This window comes from Streptomyces sp. NPDC047869 (assembly GCF_040704065.1).
Taxonomy (GTDB): Bacteria; Actinomycetota; Actinomycetes; order Streptomycetales; family Streptomycetaceae; genus Streptomyces.
Genome location: NZ_JBEYRK010000001.1, coordinates 191,811 through 211,561, shown reverse-complemented (window position 1 = coordinate 211,561; position 19,751 = coordinate 191,811). Strand labels below are relative to the sequence as shown.

Sequence of the window (19,751 nt, the reverse complement as noted above, 5' to 3'; positions counted from 1 at the left end):
CCGGACTCCCGCCCGCCCCGCGACGACGCGGCCCCGCCGCGCACCGCGCCTGCCGCACGCGATACGCCGGGGCGCCCACCGCGTGGACGCCGCCACCCCCGCCTCCCGGGACCGCGCGGTCGACGCGCTGCGCGCTCTCGCGATCCTCGGTGTCGTCCTCGGCCACTGGCTGGTCACCGCCCTGGTCCCGCAGGACGGCGCGCTGCGCACGGCGAGCCCGCTGCGGCAGCTGCCGTGGCTGGCCCCGGTCTCCTGGGCCTTCCAGACCCTCGCGGTGTTCTTCCTGGTCGGCGGTCATGTGGCGACGCGCTCACTCGCCTCGGCGCGGGCCGGGGGACTGTCGTACGGGGTGTGGCTGCGCACCCGCCTGACCCGTCTGCTCCGGCCGGTACCCGCGCTCCTCACCCTGTGGACGGTGGCGGCCGCCGCCCTGCTGCTGTCCGGCACCCCCTTCGGGACGCTGCACACGCTCCTCAAACTGGCCCTGTCCCCGCTGTGGTTCCTGCTGGTCTTCGCCGCCCTCACGGCGGCGACCCCGCTGCTCGTCCGGCTCAGCCCGCTCTGGCCGCTGGCGGTGGTCCTGCACGTGGACATCCTCCGCTTCGGCCTGCACACCGGACCCTCCTGGCTGGGCTGGGTGAACGTGGCGGCCGGCTGGCTGGTGCCGTACACCCTGGGCGCTGCCTGGACCCGTGGTGAGCTGGAGTCCCGCCGCGCGGCCCGGGCGCTGCTCCTCGGCGGTACGGCGGCCACGGCCCTGCTGGTGACCTGCGCCGGCTACCCCGCCTCCATGGTCGGGGTGCCGGGCGCCCCCGTCTCCAACCTGAACCCGCCGACGCTGGCGGCCGTGACGTTCGGCCTGGCCCAGTGCGGGCTGGCCCTCCTGCTGCGGGACCGGCTGCGCCGGGCGATGGGCCGCCCGCTCGCCTGGGCGGCCGTGGCTCTGGTCAACCTCTCCGCGATGACCGTCTTCCTGTGGCACCAGACGGCCCTGATGACCACCACGGCCGCCGCCCTCCCCACCGGCCGCCTGCCCGGCCTGCACACCGGCCCGGACGGCCTGGGCTGGGTGGCGGCGCGGCTCCTCTGGCTGCCGGTGTTCACCGCCGTACTCGCCCTGTACTGGGGGGTGTTCCGCTCCTGCGAGCAGGGCACCCGCCACCGCCGTCCCGCGAGCGGCGGCGCCTCCGGCCGGTCCCGGGTGGTCCATGTGCACCGGGGCACCGCGGGCGCCGACCATGGGGTCCAGCACTCCCCCGACAGGCCCTAGGGTGGACCGCGTGACGGAGACGGGGGGCCGCCGGGCACCGGTGCCGCTCGCGGGCTGGTGGGGGCGGCGGATGCGGGTGCTGCGCGGCGACCTGTGGGACTTCCGGCCTGATCCGCTGCCCGTCTCCTTGTGGCTGCGCTGGCTGCCGCACGGCCTGCTGTGCCTGGTCGCGTTCGGGGTCACCGTCGGCGGTACGGCACAGCTCGGGGACAACGGGTATCTGCGGCCCGGAGCGGCCTTCGTGATCGCCCTCGCGCAGGGTGGTGCGATCGTGCTGGGGCTGTGGCGGCCCGTCGCGGGCTGGTGGCTGTCGATGGCCGGGACCGTGGTGGGCGCCGTCGTGGTGCACGGCAGGCTCGCCCTGGTGCCCGGCGTGACGTTCACCTGGCCGTGGACCGCGGCCGGCATCATCGCCCACCTGCTCGTCCTGCTGCTGCTCGCGCTGCGCGTGCGCACCCGGGTGTCGGCCGAGGCCCTGGCTCTGACCGCGCTGGTCACCTGGTTCCTGCAGGGCGTGTGGGGCGGCTCTCGGTACCAGCCCACCGGCGTCGTCGCCGTCGTCCTGTCCACGGTCGTCGTGGTGCTCGGCGCCGCCCTGCGCGGCCGCCGGGTGGCCCGCGCCGAACTCGTCGAGCAGACCACCCTCACCACCGAGGAGCGGGCCCGCCGCACCCTGCTGGAGGAGCGCAGCCGTATCGCGCGGGAACTGCACGACGTGGTCGCACACCACATGTCGGTCATCTCCATCCAGGCACAGGTGGCCCCGCATCTCGTCGAGCAGCCGTCGCCGGAGCTGGTCGAGAACCTCGCGGGCATCCGGCAGAACGCGCTGGAGGCGCTCACCGAACTGCGCCGGGTGCTCGGCGTGCTGCGTTCCGAGAACCCCGAGGACCCCTACGGCCTGGGCGCCCCCGGCACCGGTACGGCACCGGACGCCCCCCAGCCCACGCTGGACCGGCTCGACGCGCTGATCGAGAACACCCGGGCGGCCGGACTGGACGTGACCGCCGAGGTCGGCGGTGTGGTGCGGCCCTGCGCCCCGGGGGTGGAGCTGTCGGCGTACCGGATCGTGCAGGAGGCGCTGAGCAACGCGCTGCGGCACGCGCCGGGTTCGACGGTGCGCGTCGAGGTCGCGCACGGCCCGGACGGGCTGCGCATCGCGGTGACCAACTCCCGCCCGAGCCGCCCCGTACCGCCGTCCGGGGGCGCCGGGCACGGGCTGCTCGGCATGCGGGAGCGCGCGGCGATGCTCGGCGGCCACGTCACCGCCGCCGCGGCCCCGGACGGCGGCTTCTCGGTCGCGGCCTTCCTCCCCCGGGACGGCACCCCGCCCGCCTTCCCGGCCGACGTGCCCGATCGGCCCGACCCGCCCCACCCGTCCACGACAGGAGAACAGACGCCATGACGAGCGGCGCCGACGCCATCCGCGTACTCATAGCCGACGACCAGCAGATGGTCCGGCAGGGCTTCACCGTGCTGCTCGACACCAAGCCCGGCATCCAGGTGGTCGGGCAGGCGGTGCACGGCCTGGACGCGATCGCCAAGGTCCGCGAACTCGCCCCCGACGTGGTGCTGATGGACATCCGGATGCCCGAGCTGGGCGGCATCGAGGCGACCCGCCGCATCACCACCGACCACCCGGACACCAGGGTCCTGGTGCTGACCACGTTCGACCTGGACGAGTACGTGTACCAGGCGCTGCGCGCGGGGGCCTCCGGGTTCCTGCTCAAGGACGCCTCGGCCGACCAGCTCGCCGAGGCGGTCCGGGTGGTGGCCGCCGGGGACGCGCTGCTCGCCCCGGGCATCACCCGCCGGCTGATCGCCGAGTTCTCCCGGCTGGACGGCACACCCCGGCCCCCGCTCATGCGGCGGGTCGGCGACCTGACCGAACGGGAGACGGAGGTGCTGACGCTGATCGCGCAGGGCCTGTCGAACGCGGAGATCGCCGGACGGCTCGTGGTGGCCGAGCAGACGGTGAAGACGCACGTGGGCCGGATCCTGGTGAAGCTGGGGCTGCGCGACCGTACCCAGGCGGCCGTCTTCGCCTACGAGTCCGGCCTGGTGCGGCCGTCCGGTTACTGACGCCCGGACACTGACGCCCGGCGGAGCCGTAGTACTTCAGGAGGACGGCCGAGGACCCGTCTCCGAGGTGACGACCGCGGCCCCGGGTCGGCCTACCGTTGCCCACGTGACCGAGACGACGCACACGCAGACGACCCCGGCGGGCGGAGCCGGGCGGCCGCGCAGCCCCGAGTGGCGGCTCGCCGCGGACGCCCTGCGCGGACTGCGGCAGGACCTGTTCGACGACGCCTTCGCCTACCGCCCGCTGCCCCGGACCCGGGCCGTCGGCCGCAACGGCCGTACGACGCGGTACACGGGCTGGACACCGCACGCCGTCGTCATCGCGCTCGGCGGGCTGGCGGCGCTGGTCGCGCTGGCGAGCACGAGCGGCTCCGGACTGCCGTCGCTGCTGTGCGCGCTGCTGGCGCTGGGCCCGGTGCTGCTGACCCTGGTGCGTCCGGTGGGCGCGTTCTGGTTCTCGCTCGCCGCGACCACGGTCGTCTCCGTCGTCGGCGGGGCGACCGGCATGGACTGGCCGTGGGGGCCGGGCAGCTTCGTCTCGCACCTGACGGTGCTCACCGTGGTGGCGATACGCACCCGCCCGCGCACGGCGGCCTGGATGTGGGTCCTCACCGCGGTCTACGGCTTCGTGACCGACACCCTGCTCGGCTGGAACCGCTACGACACGGACGTGGCCCCGATGCTGCTCCTGTCGGCGCTGATCCTGCTGGCCGTCACCGTCCGGCACATCCGCCGGCAGGCCCAGCGCGAGGTGACCGCGCAGCAGACGGTGACCGAGGCGGAGCGCTCCCGGCGCACCCTGCTGGAGGAGCGCACGACCATCGCCCGCGAGCTGCACGACGTGGTCGCCCACCACATGTCGGTGGTCGCCATCCAGGCCGAGGCCGCGCCGTACCGGGTGGAGAACCCGCCGGAGGAGCTGGAGAAGGCGTTCGCCACCATCCGGGAGAACGCGGTGGCCGCGCTGACCGAGCTGCGCCGGGTCCTCGGGGTGGTCCGCGCGGAGGACTACGAGGCGCCGGACGCCCCGCAGCCCACCCTCGCCGACCTGGACCGGCTGCTGGCCAATGTGCGGGAGACCGGTCTGGACGTGGAGAAGGCGGTGACCGGCGCGGTGCGCGAACTGCCGCAGGGCGTGGAGCTGTCGGCGTACCGGATCGTGCAGGAGGCGCTGAGCAACTCCCTGCGGCACGCGCCGGGCGCGGGTGCCCGGGTGGAGATCGGGTACGTGCTCGGCGGCCTGGGTCTGCGCGTGGTCAACGGCCCGCCGCCCGCTCCGCACCTGGTGAAGCCCGCCCGTCACCCGGCCACCACCCCTGAGCGAGGGCTTCGCCCGCACCCTTCGATGGGCGCCGGTCACGGCATCACCGGCATGCGGGAGCGTGTCACCATGCTGAACGGCGAGATGACGGCGGGCCCGGCGGCCGGCGGGGGGTACGAGGTGACGGTGTTCCTGCCGGTGCCGGCGGACATCGCGAGCGAGGGTGAGGCATGACGATCCGCGTACTGATCGCGGACGACCAGATGATGGTGCGCGAGGGCTTCTCGGTCCTGCTGAACGCGATGCCGGACATCGAGGTCGTCGGCGAGGCCGTCAACGGCCGGGAGGCGGTCGAGCGGGTGCGTGAACTCGCCCCGGACGTGGTGCTGATGGACATCCGCATGCCCGAGCTGAACGGCATCGAGGCCACCCGCGAGATCGTCGCCGCCGACGGCGCGGCGAAGGTGCTGGTGCTGACCACGTTCGACCTGGACGAGTACGTGTACCAGGCGCTGCGCGCGGGGGCCTCCGGCTTCCTGCTGAAGGACGCCTCGGCCCGCCAACTGGCGGACGGCGTGCGGGTGGTGGCCTCCGGGGAGGCGCTGCTCGCCCCCTCGGTGACCCGGCGGCTGATCACCGAGTTCTCCCGGCTCGCGGACTCCCCGCGCCTGATGCCGTCGGCGCAGGCGGCGTACGGCGAGCTGACGGAACGGGAGACGGAGGTGCTGGTCCTGATCGCGCAGGGTCTGTCGAACGCGGAGATCGCCGGGCGGCTGGTGGTGGCCGAGTCGACGATCAAGACCCATGTGAGCCGGATCCTGGTGAAGCTGGGCCTGCGGGACCGTACCCAGGCGGCGGTGTTCGCGTACGAGGCGAGGCTGGTCACACCGGGCTGAGCCGGGCTAGCGTCCCTCCATGGCAACTGCCGCGGACCTCGCTTTCGACCCCTGGGACCCCGGGTTCGTCGCCGACCCGTACCCGGCCTACGCCGAGCTGCGGGAGCGCGGCCGGGTGGTCCGGTACGAGCCGACCGACCAGTGGCTCGTCCCGCACCACGCGGACGTCTCGGCGCTGCTGCGCGACCGCCGCCTGGGCCGCACCTACCAGCACCGCTTCACGCACGAGGAGTTCGGCCGGACCGCGCCCCCGCCGGAGCACGAGCCGTTCCACGTCCTCAACGACCACGGCATGCTCGACCTGGAGCCGCCGGACCACACCCGGATCCGGCGCCTGGTGTCCAAGGCGTTCACCCCGCGCACGGTGGAGCGGCTGAAGCCGTATGTGCACGGCCTGGCGAACGACCTGGTGGCGGGGCTGGTCGAGGCGGGCGGCGGCGATCTGCTCACCGACGTCGCGGAACCGCTGCCGGTGGCGGTGATCGCCGAGATGCTGGGCGTCCCGGAGGCGGACCGGGCGTGCTTGCGGCCTTGGTCGGCGGCCATCTGCGGGATGTACGAGCTGAACCCGTCCGAGGAGACGGCGGCGAGCGCGGTCCGGGCCTCGGTGGAGTTCTCCGCGTATCTCTCGGAGTTGATCGCGGCCCGCCGCGAGCGGCCCGGCGACGACCTGATCTCGGGCCTGATCGCGGCGCACGACGAGGGCGACCGGCTGACCGAGCAGGAGATGATCTCCACGGCGGTGCTGCTGCTCAACGCCGGCCACGAGGCCACGGTCAACGCCACGGTGAACGGCTGGTGGGCCCTGTTCCGCAACCCCGGACAGCTGGCCGCCCTGCGCGCCGACCACTGCCTGGTCCCGTCCGCGATCGAGGAGCTGATGCGCTACGACACCCCGCTCCAGCTCTTCGAACGCTGGGTGCTGGACGACATCGAGATCGCCGGGACGGTGATCCCCAGGGGCTCGGAGATCGCCATGCTCTTCGGCTCCGCCAACCACGACCCGGCCGTCTTCACCGACCCCGCCCGCCTCGACCTCACCCGCCGGGACAACCCGCACATCTCCTTCAGCGCGGGCATCCACTACTGCATCGGCGCCCCCCTGGCCCGCATCGAGCTGGCCGCGTCGATGACGGCCCTGCTGGAGCAGGCCCCCACCCTCACCCTGGCGGAAGAGCCACGCCGAAAGCCGAACTTCGTGATCCGGGGGTTGGAGGGGCTGAGCGTGGAGGTGGGGTGATCACCCGTTCGGTGATCACCGAGTGATCCCGACCGGTCGCTGCCCACCGCCCGCCAAGCTGGGCGCCCCATGACGCCCAGGGTCCGGGCTGTGCCGGGCTCCGCGTGCCCCCCAGGGTCCGGGCTGTGCCGTGCGCCCCGTGACGCCTCGGGCCCCGGACTACCCGGGCACCGGCAGGGTCAGCCCCCAGGCACCCTCCCGTACCGTCCACGTCCGCCTGCGCACCGGACCCGACACCACCGCGTCCGCCCGGTAGCGGAAGTCCGCCCCCACGACCGTCACCGTGCGCCCCGCGGCCAGCAGCGGCGACGGCTCCGCGCCGGGGCCCGGCAGCGGGCGCACCTCGACCGCGGCCGTCCCGCCGTCGCCCGGCGTGACCGACACCGCCTCCACGGGCTGGTCCAGGTCCACGACCGTCTCCCCGTCGACCTCCACCCGCAGCCGGGCGGGACCGGGCGCCGGCACCGCGTCGAGCCGGGTGGGACGCGGGGCCAGCGTGCGGACCAGCGAGCGGTACCGCGTACGCAGCCAGGGGTGGCCCTCGGGGACGCTCACCGGCCGCGCGGCGGCCGCCCGCGACGGCGGGATGCCCAGCGTGCCCAGCACCACCCCGTCGCTGTCGTCGACCAGCAGGTCCAGCCGCCGCTCGGCCCCCTCCAGCACGGCCCGCGCCGCCGCCACCGGGCCGGCCGGCACGCCCAGGGACTCCGCCAGCGCAGCCTCCCCGACCGGCACCACCGCCAGCGCGCACCCGGTCAGCTCCCGGTGCCGGTGCAGCACGGTCACCGCGCGCACGAGTGCCCGGTCGTCACCGATCACGACCGGCCGCCGGGAACCCCGTCGGCCGAGTGCCCGGGCGAATTCCTCCGGTCCCTCCGGCAGACACACTTTCGTGGTCGCACCCGCGCTGAGCACGTCTTTCGCGATCCGTACGGACTCCCCGTCCCCCTGCCGTGCCGCCGGATCGATGATCACCAGCAGCTGATCGGACGTCGCGAAGGTCGCCACCTCGGTCCTGCCTCGCTTCCTCGGGTAGCATCTTTGTGCAAGAGCCCCTTGCGCTATTGCGCCAGGGGCTTCGTCTATTCCGGGGCATCCGGTCCGACGGTCGTGCGACCAAAGGCGGTCGCGGTGGTATGCGGCGATGCACCTTACGCCCACGCCCCCGACCATGGACATGCCCCGCCCGGAAGGGGTGTACGCGCGTGCCCGCACTTGTGCTGCTCGGTGCTCAGTGGGGTGACGAAGGCAAGGGGAAGGCGACCGACCTGCTCGGTGGCTCGGTGGACTATGTAGTGCGATACCAGGGCGGCAACAACGCCGGCCACACGGTCGTCGTGGGTGACCAGAAGTATGCACTCCACCTCCTCCCTTCCGGAATCCTCTCGCCCGGCTGTACGCCGGTCATCGGTAACGGTGTCGTTGTCGACCCGTCGGTCCTGCTCTCCGAGCTGAGCGGTCTGAACGAGCGTGGCGTCGACACGTCAAAGCTCCTGATCAGCGGTAACGCGCACGTCATCACGCCGTACAACGTGACCGTCGACAAGGTGACGGAACGCTTCCTCGGCAAGCGCAAGATCGGCACGACCGGCCGCGGCATCGGACCGACCTACGCCGACAAGATCAACCGCGTCGGCATCCGGGTCCAGGACCTGTACGACGAGTCGATCCTGACCCAGAAGGTCGAGGCGGCCCTCGACGCCAAGAACCAGATCCTCACCAAGCTCTACAACCGCCGCGCGATCGCCGCGGGCCAGGTGGTCGAGGAACTGCTGGGCTACGCCGAGCAGATCAAGCCGTACGTCGCCGACACCGTCCTGGTCCTCAACCAGGCGCTGGAGGACGACAAGGTGGTCCTCTTCGAGGGCGGCCAGGGCACGCTGCTGGACATCGACCACGGCACGTATCCGTTCGTCACGTCCTCGAACCCGACCGCGGGCGGTGCCTGCACGGGTGCCGGCGTCGGCCCGACGAAGATCAGCCGTGTGATCGGCATCCTCAAGGCCTACACGACCCGCGTCGGCGCGGGCCCGTTCCCGACGGAGCTGTTCGACGAGGACGGCGAGGCGCTGCGCCGCATCGGCGGCGAGCGGGGCGTGACCACCGGCCGTGACCGCCGCTGCGGCTGGTTCGACGCGGTCATCGCCCGCTACGCGACCCGGGTCAACGGCCTGACCGACTTCTTCCTGACCAAGCTCGACGTCCTCACCGGCTGGGAGCAGATCCCGGTCTGCGTGGCCTACGAGATCGACGGCAAGCGCGTCGAGGAACTGCCCTACTCGCAGACCGACTTCCACCACGCGAAGCCGGTCTACGAGAACCTGCCCGGCTGGTCCGAGGACATCACCAAGGCGAAGTCCTTCTCCGACCTGCCGAAGAACGCCCAGAACTACGTCAAGGCGCTGGAGGAGATGTCCGGCGCCCCGATCTCCGCGATCGGCGTGGGCCCGGGCCGGACCGAGACGATCGAGATCAACTCGTTCCTGTAGGCCGCGGGCGGCACCGCCCGTGGAACCGCTGCGACCGCCCGCCGGCGGCACCCTCCGGGGTGCGGCCCGGCGGGCGGTCCGCTTTCAATCAACACCGTCATGGGGGAGAAGGTCGGCTCCGGTGCCGACGGCGACTGGGGGCCGGACACCACCCGGCACCTCCAGCAGGCGCTGACCGCCGGCCCCTTCTGACCGGAGGGACGCGGAGATCCGCGCGGAGGGAGGGAGCCTCGTGCTCCCTCCCTCTTCGTGTGCCGGGGGCCGGCCTCCGGGTGCTCCGGCTCAGCTGAACACGATCATCGAGCCCTGGGCCAGGGACCGGGTCGCCGCCGCGTGCAGGCCGAGCCACACGTGCCGTTCGCGGGCGAAGGGGCTGGGGTCGTACGGCGCGGGGACGGCCGGTTCCTCCAGCTCCGTGGGGGCGGCGGGGGGCTCCGGCGCCGCCGGGGGGTTGGCCGGGTCGATGCCGATCGACGGGGCGACGTGCTCCAGCTCGCGCAGCAGACTCTGCGAGGAGCCCAGCGGGCCGCCGCCGGCGAGGAGTTCGTCGTTGGACAGCGGCTGCGGGAAGTCGACGGGGACGTACGCGCCCGCGTGGTCGTAGTGCCAGACCAGGTGGGACTGCTGGGCCGTCGACTCGAACATCTCCAGCAACTGCTCGTAGTCGCCGCCGAGTTCGTCCACCGGGGTCACCGGAAGGCCGCAGACCTGGAGCAGGTAGGCCCGGCGCAGGAAGTGCAGCGCGTCGTAGTCGAAGCCGGCCACCGGGGCGACCTCGCCGGACAGGCCCGGCATGTACTGGTACACCGGCACCGGCGGGAGCCCGGCCGCGGCCAGCGCGTCGTTGTAGTGCGCGAGTTCCTCGGCGAACGGGTTGTCCGGGGTGTGGCACAACACGTCCACGAGCGGTACCAGCCACAGGTCACAGGCCAAAGAGAGCTCCTCGCATCGGCAGGTGCGCGTCCCGCGCACGGCAGCGGGTGGTCAGGGAAGGGTAGTCGGTACGGGGCGGGCACATCCCCTGTCGTGCGGGTCCCATACCCAGAGCGCACCCTGGAGTCTCCACGTCCGCCTCATTCCGGCGGCAGCCGTTCCAGCAGGGCCAGCGAGTGGGCGTTGGCGGCGGCGACGATCTCCTGGGCGGCGCCGGCCTCGCGGCGGGCCAGCGCGTCGACGAGTTCGGTGTGCCCGGCCCACAGCCGGCCGCGGATGTCCGGCAGCCGGCGCAGGTGCTGCACCGCGCACACCCAGGACTGCACGCGCAGCCGGTGCAGGAAGTCGGCGAGGTAGGGGTTGCCGAACAGCCCGCTCAGCTCGCGCCAGAAGCGCAGGTCGTAGCCGATCAGCACGCCGAGGTCGCCGGCCGCGGCGGCCCGCTGCGCCTCTTCGCCGCGCCGGCGCACGGCGGCGAGGGCCGCCACCGTCCGCGGGCTGTCCATGTCGGCGAAGGCAGGGTGGTCGTCGGTGAGCGCCTGGAACATCCCGTCGGTGACCAGGCCGCGGGCCTCGAGCATGCTGCGGTAGTCGCCGAGGGAGTACTCGGGGACCCGGAAGCCCCGGTGCTGGTCGGCCTCCAGGATGCCCTGCGCGGACAGGTCGACCAGTGCCTCGCGGACCGGCGTCGCCGAGACGCCGTACTGTTCGGCGATCTCCTTGACGGTGAACGCCCGGCCCGGCGTGAGGCGGCCCGCCAGCACCTCGTCGCGCAGCGCGTCCGCGATCTGCTGGCGCAGGGTGCTGCGCGTCACGGAGCCGTTGCCGGGCATCGTCGGGGCCTCTCTTCACGCGTACGGGTGACGTACTCGCACGTACTCGCCATTCTTTACGAGCACGTCACCTTACGCGTTCGGATCGCCCCGGCGGCAGCCGTGGAGCGGCTACTCGGTGTACTCGTCGGCCGTGCTCAGCGCCGTGTCCAGGGCCGCGAGGCCCTCCTTCAGCTCGGCCTCGGTCACGTTGCACGGCGGCACCACATGGGTGCGGTTCATGTTCACGAAGGGCCACAGGCCGTTCCGCTTGGCGGCGGCCGCGAAGGCGGCCATGGGGGCGTTCGCCTCACCGGCCGCGTTGTACGGCACCAGCGGCTCGCGGGTCTCCCGGTTCTTCACCAGGTCCAGCGCCCAGAACATGCCGGTGCCGCGGACCTCGCCCACGCTCGGATGCCGGGCGGCCAGCTCGGCCAGGGCCGGTCCGACCACGCTCTCGCCGAGCCGCCTGGCGTTCTCGACGACGCCCTCCTCCGCCATCACGCCGATCGTGGCGACGGCGGCGGCGCAGGCCAGCGGGTGCCCGGAGTAGGTGAGGCCGCCCGGGTAGGGCCGCTTGGCGAAGGTCTCGGCGATCTCCGCGGAGATCGCGACACCGCCGAGCGGCACGTAACCGGAGTTCACGCCCTTGGCGAAGGTAATCAGGTCCGGCACCACACCGAACAGGTCGGCCGCGAACCACTCGCCGGTGCGTCCGAACCCGGCCATGACCTCGTCCAGGACGAAGACGATCCCGTACTTGTCGCACAGCTCGCGGACGCCGGCCAGATAGCCGGGCGGCGGCAGCATGATCCCGGCGGTGCCGGGGATGGTCTCCAGGACGATCGCGGCGATCGTCCCCGGCCCCTCGAAGGCGATCGTCGTCTCCAGGTGCTCCAGGGCCCGCTCGGTCTCCTGCTCCTCGGTCTCGGCGTAGAAGCGGGAGCGGTACAGGAACGGCGCCCAGAAGTGGACGACACCGGCGCTGCCGCTGTCGGAGGGCCAGCGGCGCGGGTCGCCGGTGATGTTCACCGCCTGCTGGGTGCCGCCGTGGTACGAGCGGTACGCCGAGAGCACCTTCGGGCGGCCCGTGTGCAGCCGGGCCATGCGCACCGCGTGCTCGACGGCGTCCGCGCCGCCGTTGGTGAAGAAGATCTTGTCCAGGTCGCCGGGGGTCCGCTCGGCGATCAGCCGGGCCGCCTCCGAGCGGGCCTCGATCGCGAAGGCGGGCGCGAACGTCGTCATCCTCGCCGCCTGCTCCTGTATCGCGGCGACGACCTTGGGGTGCTGATAGCCGATGTTGGTGTAGACGAGCCCGCTGGTGAAGTCCAGGTACCGCTTGCCGTCGTAGTCCCAGAAGTACGACCCCTCGGCGCCGGCCACGGCGAGCGGGTCGATGAGGTCCTGCGCGGACCAGGAGTGGAAGACGTGCGCGCGGTCCGCGGCCTTCACTGCGGCACCGGCTTCGGGATTGGGCTGAGGCGTCATGCGGCCGAGGGTAGAGGGCCCTGCCGCGGTCGCGACATCGGCGTCCTGTTCCCTGGCCGGGTGCATTTCACGACAGGTTGTCGACGTGCGCCGGGCGGGCGCCCGCGCGGCCGGGGGCGCCCGGGCGGGCTGTTACCGAACCGTGGACACACGGCGGCGCGGCTCCCGGTGCGCCCGCACTATTCTCGGTCCGTTGCAGACCTATGGGGGGAAGGCGGCGCGGGGATGGACAAGCTGGGACCGGGGGACCCGCGGCAGATCGGGGCGTACCGGCTGCTGGCGCGGCTGGGCGCGGGCGGCATGGGGCAGGTGTTCCTGGCGCGGTCGGACCGGGGCCGTACCGTCGCCGTGAAACTGATCCGCCGGGAACTGGCCGCCCAGGAGGAGTTCCGGGCCCGGTTCCGGCAGGAGGTGGGGTCCGCGCGCCGGGTCGGCGGGTACTGGACCGCGCCCGTGCTGGACGCCGACACCGAGGCGCCGGTGCCCTGGGTGGCCACCGGGTACGTCGCCGGGCCGAGCCTTCAGCAGGTCGTCGGACACGATCACGGGGCGCTGCCCGAGCGGTCGGTGCGCATCCTCGCGGCCGGGCTCGCGCACGCGCTGAAGGACATCCACGCCGCCGGGATCGTCCACCGCGACCTCAAGCCGTCGAACGTGCTGGTGACGATCGACGGGCCGCGCGTGATCGACTTCGGCATCGCGCGGGCGCTGGAGACGCTGGCCGGGGACGGCCTTACCCGGACCGGTTCGCTGGTGGGATCGCCCGGGTTCATGGCGCCGGAGCAGGTGCGCGGGGACCGGGTCACCCCCGCCTGCGACGTCTTCTGCCTCGGCTCGGTGCTGGCGTACGCGGCGACCGGTGTGCTGCCCTTCGGCGGCGCGAACAGCGGGGTGCACGCCCTGATGTTCCGCATCGCCCAGGAGGAGCCCGACCTGGACGGCATGCCGGAGGGCATCGCCGACCTGGTCCGCGAATGTCTGCGCAAGGACCCCGCCGCCCGCCCCTCGCTGGACCGGATCCTGGAGCGGACGGGCGCGGAGGACACGGTCTCCGGCGGCCGCTCCCGCGACCCCTGGCTCCCCGGCGCCCTGGTGGCCCAGCTCGGCCGCCACGCGGTACGCCTCCTGGAGGTGGAGGACCCCCGGTCGGGCGACACGGACGCCCGTGGCGTGGGCGGCCCCGGTGGGGCGCCGGGTCCGGTGGCGGGCGCGGGGATGCTCTCGGGGCCGGGCGGGCCGGTGGTCCCGGCTGCCCCGGTGGGGCCGGCCGCGTCGGCGGGTGCGGGTGCGGGTGCGGGTGCGTCTGCGGGTTCGGGTGCGCCGGGTGCCGGTGGCCCGGTGGGTCCGGCCGCCCCGGTGGGTGCCGGTGCTGAGGCGGGCGGCGGTGCGCCGGTCGGTTCGGGTGCGGCCGCGTTCGGCGGTGCGCCGGGCGCGGACGGCTCTGGTGGGGCGCCGGGCCCGGTGGCGGGCGCGGGTGCCCCGGCGGGCCCGGGTGGCCCGGTCGGCCTGGCCAAATCGGCAGGTGTGGGTGGACAAGCGGGCTCGGATGCCCCGGCCGGCGGGAGTGCCCAAGTGGGGCCGGTTGCCCCGGGTACGTCCGGCCCTGGTGGGGCGCCGGGCCCGGTGCCGGAAGCGGGTGCTCCCGCGGGCTCGGGTGCCCCCGCGGGTTGGGGCGCTCAAGTGGGCTCGGATGCCCCGGGCGTGGGTGGTTCTGGTGGGGCGCCGGGCCCGGTGGCGGGCGCGGGTGCCCCAGCGGGCGCTGGCGCGGAAGGGCCGGCTGCCCCGGCGGCCTCGGCGGGTTGGGGTGCCCAACCGGGTCAGGGTGCCCCGGGCGCAAGTGGCCCCGGCGGGGCACAGGCTCCGGCGGCGGGCGCGGGCGCCTGGGCGGGTCCGAGTGCCCAGGCAGGCCCCGGCGCCCCCGCAAGCCCCGGTGCCCAGTCGAGCCCCGGCGCCCAGCCGGGCCCCGGAGGTTCCCACGGCGCGCAGGCGCCGGTGGCCGGCGGCTCGGCCGAGCACTCGCCCGTGGCCGACGACGCGCCGACGCCTCCGCCCCCGGGCCGGCCCGGCGGTGGCGGTGCGGCGGTCGGTCATCTGCCGACCGTGGTGGCCGGGCAGACCCCGCCGCCCGGAGCGCCCCCGGCCCGGTCCGCCTACGGCTCGCCCGCTCCGTACGGCTACGGCTATCCGCAGCAGGCCCAGCAGCATCCGCAGCCCCCGTCCGCCGGCTACGGCTACCCGCAGCAGCCGTACACCCCGTACGGCGGGCTCGGTTCCACCCCGCCCTACGGCCCGCCGCCGTTCACCGGGCGGCCGGAGCCGGAGCGCCCGGGCGGCCGGTCCACCGCGCTGCTCGTCGTGATCGCGCTGGTGGTGGCTCTGGGCGCGGGCGGCTCGGTGTACGCGCTGATGAAGCACGGCGGCGACGACACGGCCGACGGCACGGTCGGCCCCGCGCCGACCGGAACCACGAGCGCCCCGCCCGTCACCTCCCCGGCCCCCGCACCGTCGGCCTCCGCCTCCGCCTCCTCCGCCGCGGCGGACGGCGCCGTCCCCGCCGCCTACCTCGGCACCTGGGAGACCACCATCGACAACGCGAACGGCACCAACACCCGCCGGCTGACCATCGGACAGGGCGAGGTCGGCGACACGGTCCTCGCCCTGGTCGCGGACGGCCCCGTCGAGGGCGGCGGCACGTACCACTGCGTCTTCGAGGCGACCCTCACCGAACAGCCGGGCGACGGCGACCCGTTGGAGATCGGCCCGTCCACGGTCACCAGCGGCGAGCCGATGTCCTCCTGCTCGCCGGGCGAGGCCAGCGAGGTCACCCTGCTCCCGGACGGACGGCTGAAGCGCGCGAAGGCGAGCGGCGGCGAGAGCCTGACCTACACCAAGCAGTGACCTGAAATCACCGTCGGCGCGGAGCAGTTGAACGTTCGGCGAACTTCGGCGGGCGTGTCCGGTTTCCGCCCCTCTCCATGCGTACCGTGACCCCACCATCCGACTCCGGTGAGTGGCGGGGGCGCCCATATGGAGTGGCTGAGCGCGGAGAACGTCGTGGCCGTCGGCACGGCGGTGCTGGGCATCGTCGCGTCCGCCGGCATGGTCTGGTACGAGCGCCGGGTGCCGCGTCGCAAGAGGATCGGCTACCGGGTGCAGATGGACAACCCCATAGGCGACGACGTCCGTTCGGGCCGTGCCAACCGCCGGCTCGGCCTCTTCGACGAGGCGCCGGACATGGCCGACGCGACCCTCGTGCTGCTCCGCGTGGAGAACGACGGCTCACAGGGCATCGACCGCGACGACTACACGAGTCCCGAACGGCACGGCTTGACCGCGGTGTTCACCGACCGCACCGTCCGGGGGGTGTCGGTCACCCAGCCGACCGGCACCGACCACCTGATGGACCACTTCACCGCCGAGCGCGGATTCGGCTACGAGGGCAACACCCTGCGCGTCCCGCGCGTCCCGCTGAACCGGGGCGACCACTTCAAGCTGCTCGTGCTGCTGTCCGGCGGGGACGTCGGCCGGGAGATCCGGGTCGTCGGCGGGATCAGGGACGGCGAGGTCCATCCCAACCGCAGCGCGACACCCGACGACAAACCGCCGCTGTTCAGCCGCGCCTCCCGGTTCATCACCATCATGCTCACGGTGTCCGTGGTGACGCTGGCGGCCATCGTCGTGGCCCGCGACGACACACCCCCGCCGATCGGCTGCGCGCAGGGCACGCTGACCGTCACGGGGTCGACGGCGTTCGCGCCGGTCCTGCGGGAGGTGGCGCGGAAGTACGAGGCGGACTGCGCGGGCGCGGCCGTCACCGTGGACGTGCACGGCTCGACGGCCGGCCTGCGGGAACTGGAGGCGGCCGGCGCGGCGGCGAAGAAGGGCTCGCCGCCGCTGGTGGCGCTCTCCGACGGGCCCAAGAGCGCCGACATGCCGCGGCTGCGGGAGAACCGCGTCGCGCTGTCGGTCTTCGCGCTGGTCGTGAACGACGACGTGGGCCTGAAGAACCTGTCGACGGCGGACGTACGACGCCTGTACCGGGGCGACATCACCGACTGGAGCCAACTGGGCGGCCGGCCGGTGCCGGTGCGGCTGGTCAGCCGGGACGCGGGCTCCGGCACCCGGCAGGTCTTCCAGCGCCGGGTGCTGGGCCGCGGCGAGATCGCGAACTCCTCCGTCGACTGCGTCCACAAGGACGACGCGACGGCCCCGGTGACCCGCTGCGAGCTCGACTCCACCGACCAGGTGCTGGCCGAGGTGGCCGGGCTGCCCGGCGCCGTCGGCTACAGCGAACTCAACCTGGCCACCCGGGCCAAGGGCCTGCACGTCCTGGCCCTCGACTCCGGCGCCCCTTCCGTGGACGCGATCGAGCACGGCCACAGCAGCTACCCGTACCGCGAGATCGAGTACGCGTACACCTACGGGCAGCCCCCGGCGGACTCCCTGGCGTCGAGCTTCCTGACCTATCTGACCAGGGGCAACGGGCAGGACGTGATGCTGTGCCGGTGAACGCGCGGCCCGTGCGGCCTACCGGGGCTCCGGCGGCCGCTGGCGGGGCATGTTCGGGCGGGCGCCGTTCGCGGGCGGCAGGGGATGCCGGCCCGCCGGTGCCGCCGACTCCGCCCGCATGCCGGACACCACCGCCGTCTGGATGCCGAGCGGCGCCGACCCGGTGCGGAACGCCACCATCCAGTCGGCCGTCTCCGTGCGCACCAGGTCCTGCACGTCCTCCGAGAAGCGCCGCAGCACCCCCAGGCACCGCTCCGCCGCCTCGCTCGCCGTGCCCTCCGCGGGGCCCAGCATCTCCCGGACGCTCTCCGAGGCCCAGTCGAACTGGAGCACCTGCAACCGCCGCTGTACGGCCTGCGCGGTGGCCACGTCCCTTATCCACCCGGAGGTGACCCCGAAGAACCGGTCGGCGCCGACGCAGGCCACCGCGAGCAACAGCGCCAGGTACCCCCAGGGCGCGACCCCGCCGACCACCCCGGTCATGTCCAGCAGGGGCAGCGCGGCCCCGAGGACCGCCCCGGCCGCCGCGCCGGCCCGCAGCGCCCGCGCGCCCCGCCGCTTCCACACCCGGTCCTCGAGGTACCAGGCAGCCGTGTGCAGCGCCCCCCGCTCCACCCACCGGTACAGCTCGTCGAGGCGTTCGGCGGGCTCCCCCCAGTCCCCGAGCGGGAAGGTCCGCCCGGTCAGATCGCCCGGCCGCGGTCCGGCCGGACCTTCGCCCCGGCCGTCCTGAGGCGGACCCTCGGGCTGCATCTCCGGCTGACCCACCCGGCACTCCCTACTGAACGCGACACCGAACACGGCACTGCGCACCCTCGTCACACCGTGTGACAGCGGCTGCCGACGTGCGGCCCCCTTCCTACCGCCCAATGGGTGGCAGGGACGTGGCTTTGCCGCCTTTTCCGCCCGGAAGGGGGCCTTGATCAGGTATAGGGCCGACGTTGTTATCACTCGAAAGAGTGGCGCGGCGATGGCCGGGCGGACCACGTAGGCTCGTGCACAGCGAACGACGACGCAGTGGACGAGGAACCAGGAGCTCATCGTGATTCCCGGTGGTGGCCAGCCCAACATGCAGCAGCTGCTCCAGCAGGCCCAGAAGATGCAGCAGGACCTCCAGCGGGCGCAGGAGGAACTGGCGAACACGGAGGTCGACGGGCAGGCGGGCGGCGGCCTGGTGCGGGCCACCGTCACCGGCTCCGGCGAGCTGCGGGCGCTGAAGATCGACCCGCAGGCGGTGGACCCCGAGGACACCGACACGCTCGCGGACCTGATCGTGGCGGCCGTGCAGGCGGCCAACGAGAACGCGCAGACGCTGCAGCAGCAGAAGCTGGGCCCGCTGGCCCAGGGCCTCGGCGGCGGCAGCGGCATCCCGGGTCTGCCCTTCTGATCCGCCGGCCGTTCCGGTGCCTGCCACCTGAGCGAAACCCCCGCCGCCTTCCGAGGACGGGCGGCAGCCGACTACCGTACGTACCGAAAGGTCTCCAGGAAGGGCAGTCCGTTGTACGAAGGCGTGGTCCAGGACCTCATCGACGAGCTGGGGCGGCTGCCCGGCGTCGGTCCCAAGAGCGCGCAGCGGATCGCCTTCCACATCCTGCAGGCGGAGCCGGCCGACGTGAAGCGGCTCGCGCAGGCGCTCCTGGAGGTCAAGGCGAAGGTCCGCTTCTGCGCGGCCTGCGGCAACGTGGCGCAGGAGGAGCTGTGCAACATCTGCCGCGACCCGCGCCGCGACCCGTCCGTCATCTGCGTGGTCGAGGAGCCGAAGGACGTCGTCGCGATCGAGCGCACCCGTGAGTTCCGCGGCCGCTACCACGTCCTGGGCGGCGCGATCAGCCCGATCGAGGGTGTGGGCCCCGACGACCTGCGCATCAGGGAACTCCTGGCCCGGCTGGCGGACGGCACGGTCACCGAGCTGATCCTCGCCACCGACCCCAATCTCGAAGGCGAGGCGACGGCCACGTACCTCGCCCGCATGATCAAACCCATGGGCCTGAAGGTCACCCGCCTGGCCAGCGGCCTCCCGGTGGGCGGCGACCTGGAATACGCGGACGAGGTCACTCTCGGCCGCGCCTTCGAGGGGAGACGACTCCTAGATGTCTGACGCCACGCTGCACGACTCGACGCGGAACCCGGACGACTTCTCGGTCCAGATCGCGGACCAGGTCGAGAGCTTCCTGGTCGCCGTCACGGAGGTGGCGAGGGGGGACGAGCCCGGCTCGACCGTCCCCTTCCTCCTCCTGGAGATCTCCCAGCTCCTGCTGGCCGGCGGCCGGCTCGGCGCGCACGAGGACATCGTCCCCGAGGAGCGCTACGAGCCCGACCTCGGCCCCGAGGCGGACGTGGACGAACTCCGCGAGAACCTGGCCCGTCTGCTGGAGCCCGTCGACGTCTACTCCGAGGTCTTCGACCCCTACGAGCCGCGCAAGGCCTCCGTGCCCGCCCGGATCTCCGACGACATCGCCGACATCATCACCGACCTCCGCCACGGTATGGCCCACTACCGCTCGGGCCGCACCACGGAGGCCCTGTGGTGGTGGCAGTTCTCCTACTTCTCCAACTGGGGTCCCACCGCCTCCGCCGTGCTGCGCGCCCTCCAGTCCGTCCTCATCCACGTCCGCCTCGACCAGCCCCTCGATGAGCTCGACGGTCTCGACACCGACCAGGGCATGGGTGACGAGACCCTCGAGTTCGAAGCGGGGCGTGTCATGGCCGAGGAGATCGGCGGCCCGCTCGGCATGGGCCGCCCGGCCCAGTAGCCGTCGCACTGTGACGCG

17 protein-coding genes are annotated in these 19,751 nt (G+C 73.6%); 12 read left to right on the top strand and 5 right to left on the bottom strand.

Translation table 11 applies throughout. The features are described from left to right. Window positions 1-49 precede the first annotated feature (49 nt). The 6 genes from AB0924_RS00990 (at window position 50) to AB0924_RS00965 (ending at window position 6,749) form a co-directional block, all read left to right on the top strand. Complete coding sequence (locus AB0924_RS00990; RefSeq protein WP_358933140.1) at window positions 50-1,270, top strand: acyltransferase; 1,221 nt, start codon at window positions 50-52, stop codon at window positions 1,268-1,270. Window positions 1,271-1,340: 70 nt separating this feature from the next. After that, on the top strand, window positions 1,341-2,675 hold the full coding sequence (locus AB0924_RS00985; protein WP_366910481.1) for a sensor histidine kinase: 1,335 nt from the start codon (window positions 1,341-1,343) through the stop codon (window positions 2,673-2,675). Continuing rightward, on the top strand, window positions 2,672-3,352 hold the full coding sequence (locus tag AB0924_RS00980) for a response regulator transcription factor (RefSeq protein ID WP_358933050.1): 681 nt from the start codon (window positions 2,672-2,674) through the stop codon (window positions 3,350-3,352). The genes AB0924_RS00985 and AB0924_RS00980 overlap by 4 nt, the downstream gene beginning before the upstream one ends. A gap of 106 nt (window positions 3,353-3,458) precedes the next feature. Further along, window positions 3,459-4,847 (top strand): histidine kinase, encoded by a 1,389-nt coding sequence (locus AB0924_RS00975; RefSeq protein ID WP_358933048.1) that lies wholly within the window; start codon window positions 3,459-3,461, stop codon window positions 4,845-4,847. Beyond that, window positions 4,844-5,509, top strand: coding sequence for a response regulator transcription factor (locus AB0924_RS00970; RefSeq protein ID WP_358933046.1), 666 nt, complete (start codon window positions 4,844-4,846; stop codon window positions 5,507-5,509). The genes AB0924_RS00975 and AB0924_RS00970 overlap by 4 nt, the downstream gene beginning before the upstream one ends. A 19-nt stretch (window positions 5,510-5,528) precedes the next feature. Beyond that, window positions 5,529-6,749 carry a cytochrome P450 gene (locus AB0924_RS00965; RefSeq protein WP_358933044.1) on the top strand — a complete coding sequence of 407 codons (1,221 nt, stop codon included), beginning with the start codon at window positions 5,529-5,531 and terminating at the stop codon, window positions 6,747-6,749. Between the two features lie 159 nt (window positions 6,750-6,908). On the opposite strand, the gene AB0924_RS00960 is transcribed toward AB0924_RS00965, so the two are convergent. Next, window positions 6,909-7,757 carry a diacylglycerol kinase family protein gene (locus AB0924_RS00960; RefSeq protein WP_358933042.1) on the bottom strand — a complete coding sequence of 283 codons (849 nt, stop codon included), beginning with the start codon at window positions 7,755-7,757 and terminating at the stop codon, window positions 6,909-6,911. 197 nt (window positions 7,758-7,954) lie between these two features. On the opposite strand from AB0924_RS00960, the gene AB0924_RS00955 reads away from it, so the two are divergent. Next, complete coding sequence (locus AB0924_RS00955) at window positions 7,955-9,238, top strand: adenylosuccinate synthase (RefSeq protein ID WP_358933040.1); 1,284 nt, start codon at window positions 7,955-7,957, stop codon at window positions 9,236-9,238. A 282-nt stretch (window positions 9,239-9,520) separates the two neighbouring features. Here AB0924_RS00955 and AB0924_RS00950 read toward each other — a convergent pair whose 3' ends face one another. The 3 genes from AB0924_RS00950 to AB0924_RS00940 all read right to left on the bottom strand — a co-directional run bounded on the left by AB0924_RS00950 (window position 9,521) and on the right by AB0924_RS00940 (window position 12,471). Next, window positions 9,521-10,171 (bottom strand): hypothetical protein, encoded by a 651-nt coding sequence (locus tag AB0924_RS00950; protein WP_358933038.1) that lies wholly within the window; start codon window positions 10,169-10,171, stop codon window positions 9,521-9,523. 140 nt (window positions 10,172-10,311) lie between these two features. Continuing rightward, window positions 10,312-11,004, bottom strand: coding sequence for a GntR family transcriptional regulator (locus tag AB0924_RS00945; RefSeq protein ID WP_366910363.1), 693 nt, complete (start codon window positions 11,002-11,004; stop codon window positions 10,312-10,314). Between the two features lie 111 nt (window positions 11,005-11,115). After that, complete coding sequence (locus AB0924_RS00940) at window positions 11,116-12,471, bottom strand: aspartate aminotransferase family protein (protein ID WP_366910362.1); 1,356 nt, start codon at window positions 12,469-12,471, stop codon at window positions 11,116-11,118. A 225-nt stretch (window positions 12,472-12,696) separates the two neighbouring features. Here AB0924_RS00940 and AB0924_RS00935 point away from each other — a divergent pair, with 225 nt between their 5' ends. Then, a complete protein-coding gene (locus AB0924_RS00935; protein WP_366910361.1) occupies window positions 12,697-15,369 on the top strand; it encodes a protein kinase in 2,673 nt (890 codons plus the stop codon). Between the two features lie 129 nt (window positions 15,370-15,498). Beyond that, window positions 15,499-16,980, top strand: coding sequence for a substrate-binding domain-containing protein (locus AB0924_RS00930; RefSeq protein WP_366910360.1), 1,482 nt, complete (start codon window positions 15,499-15,501; stop codon window positions 16,978-16,980). An 18-nt stretch (window positions 16,981-16,998) separates the two neighbouring features. Here AB0924_RS00930 and AB0924_RS00925 read toward each other — a convergent pair whose 3' ends face one another. Further along, a complete protein-coding gene (locus AB0924_RS00925; protein ID WP_358933027.1) occupies window positions 16,999-17,748 on the bottom strand; it encodes an SLATT domain-containing protein in 750 nt (249 codons plus the stop codon). Between the two features lie 274 nt (window positions 17,749-18,022). Between AB0924_RS00925 and AB0924_RS00920 the strand changes: the two genes are divergently transcribed. The 3 genes from AB0924_RS00920 (at window position 18,023) to AB0924_RS00910 (ending at window position 19,733) form a co-directional block, all read left to right on the top strand. Further along, window positions 18,023-18,367: a YbaB/EbfC family nucleoid-associated protein gene (locus AB0924_RS00920; protein WP_358933025.1), complete on the top strand. Its 345-nt coding sequence runs from the start codon at window positions 18,023-18,025 to the stop codon at window positions 18,365-18,367. A 111-nt stretch (window positions 18,368-18,478) separates the two neighbouring features. After that, on the top strand, window positions 18,479-19,078 hold the full coding sequence (gene recR, locus AB0924_RS00915; protein WP_358933022.1) for a recombination mediator RecR: 600 nt from the start codon (window positions 18,479-18,481) through the stop codon (window positions 19,076-19,078). Next, on the top strand, window positions 19,071-19,733 hold the full coding sequence (locus AB0924_RS00910; RefSeq protein WP_366910359.1) for a DUF5063 domain-containing protein: 663 nt from the start codon (window positions 19,071-19,073) through the stop codon (window positions 19,731-19,733). The genes recR and AB0924_RS00910 overlap by 8 nt, the downstream gene beginning before the upstream one ends. The last annotated feature ends 18 nt before the right edge of the window (window positions 19,734-19,751 follow it).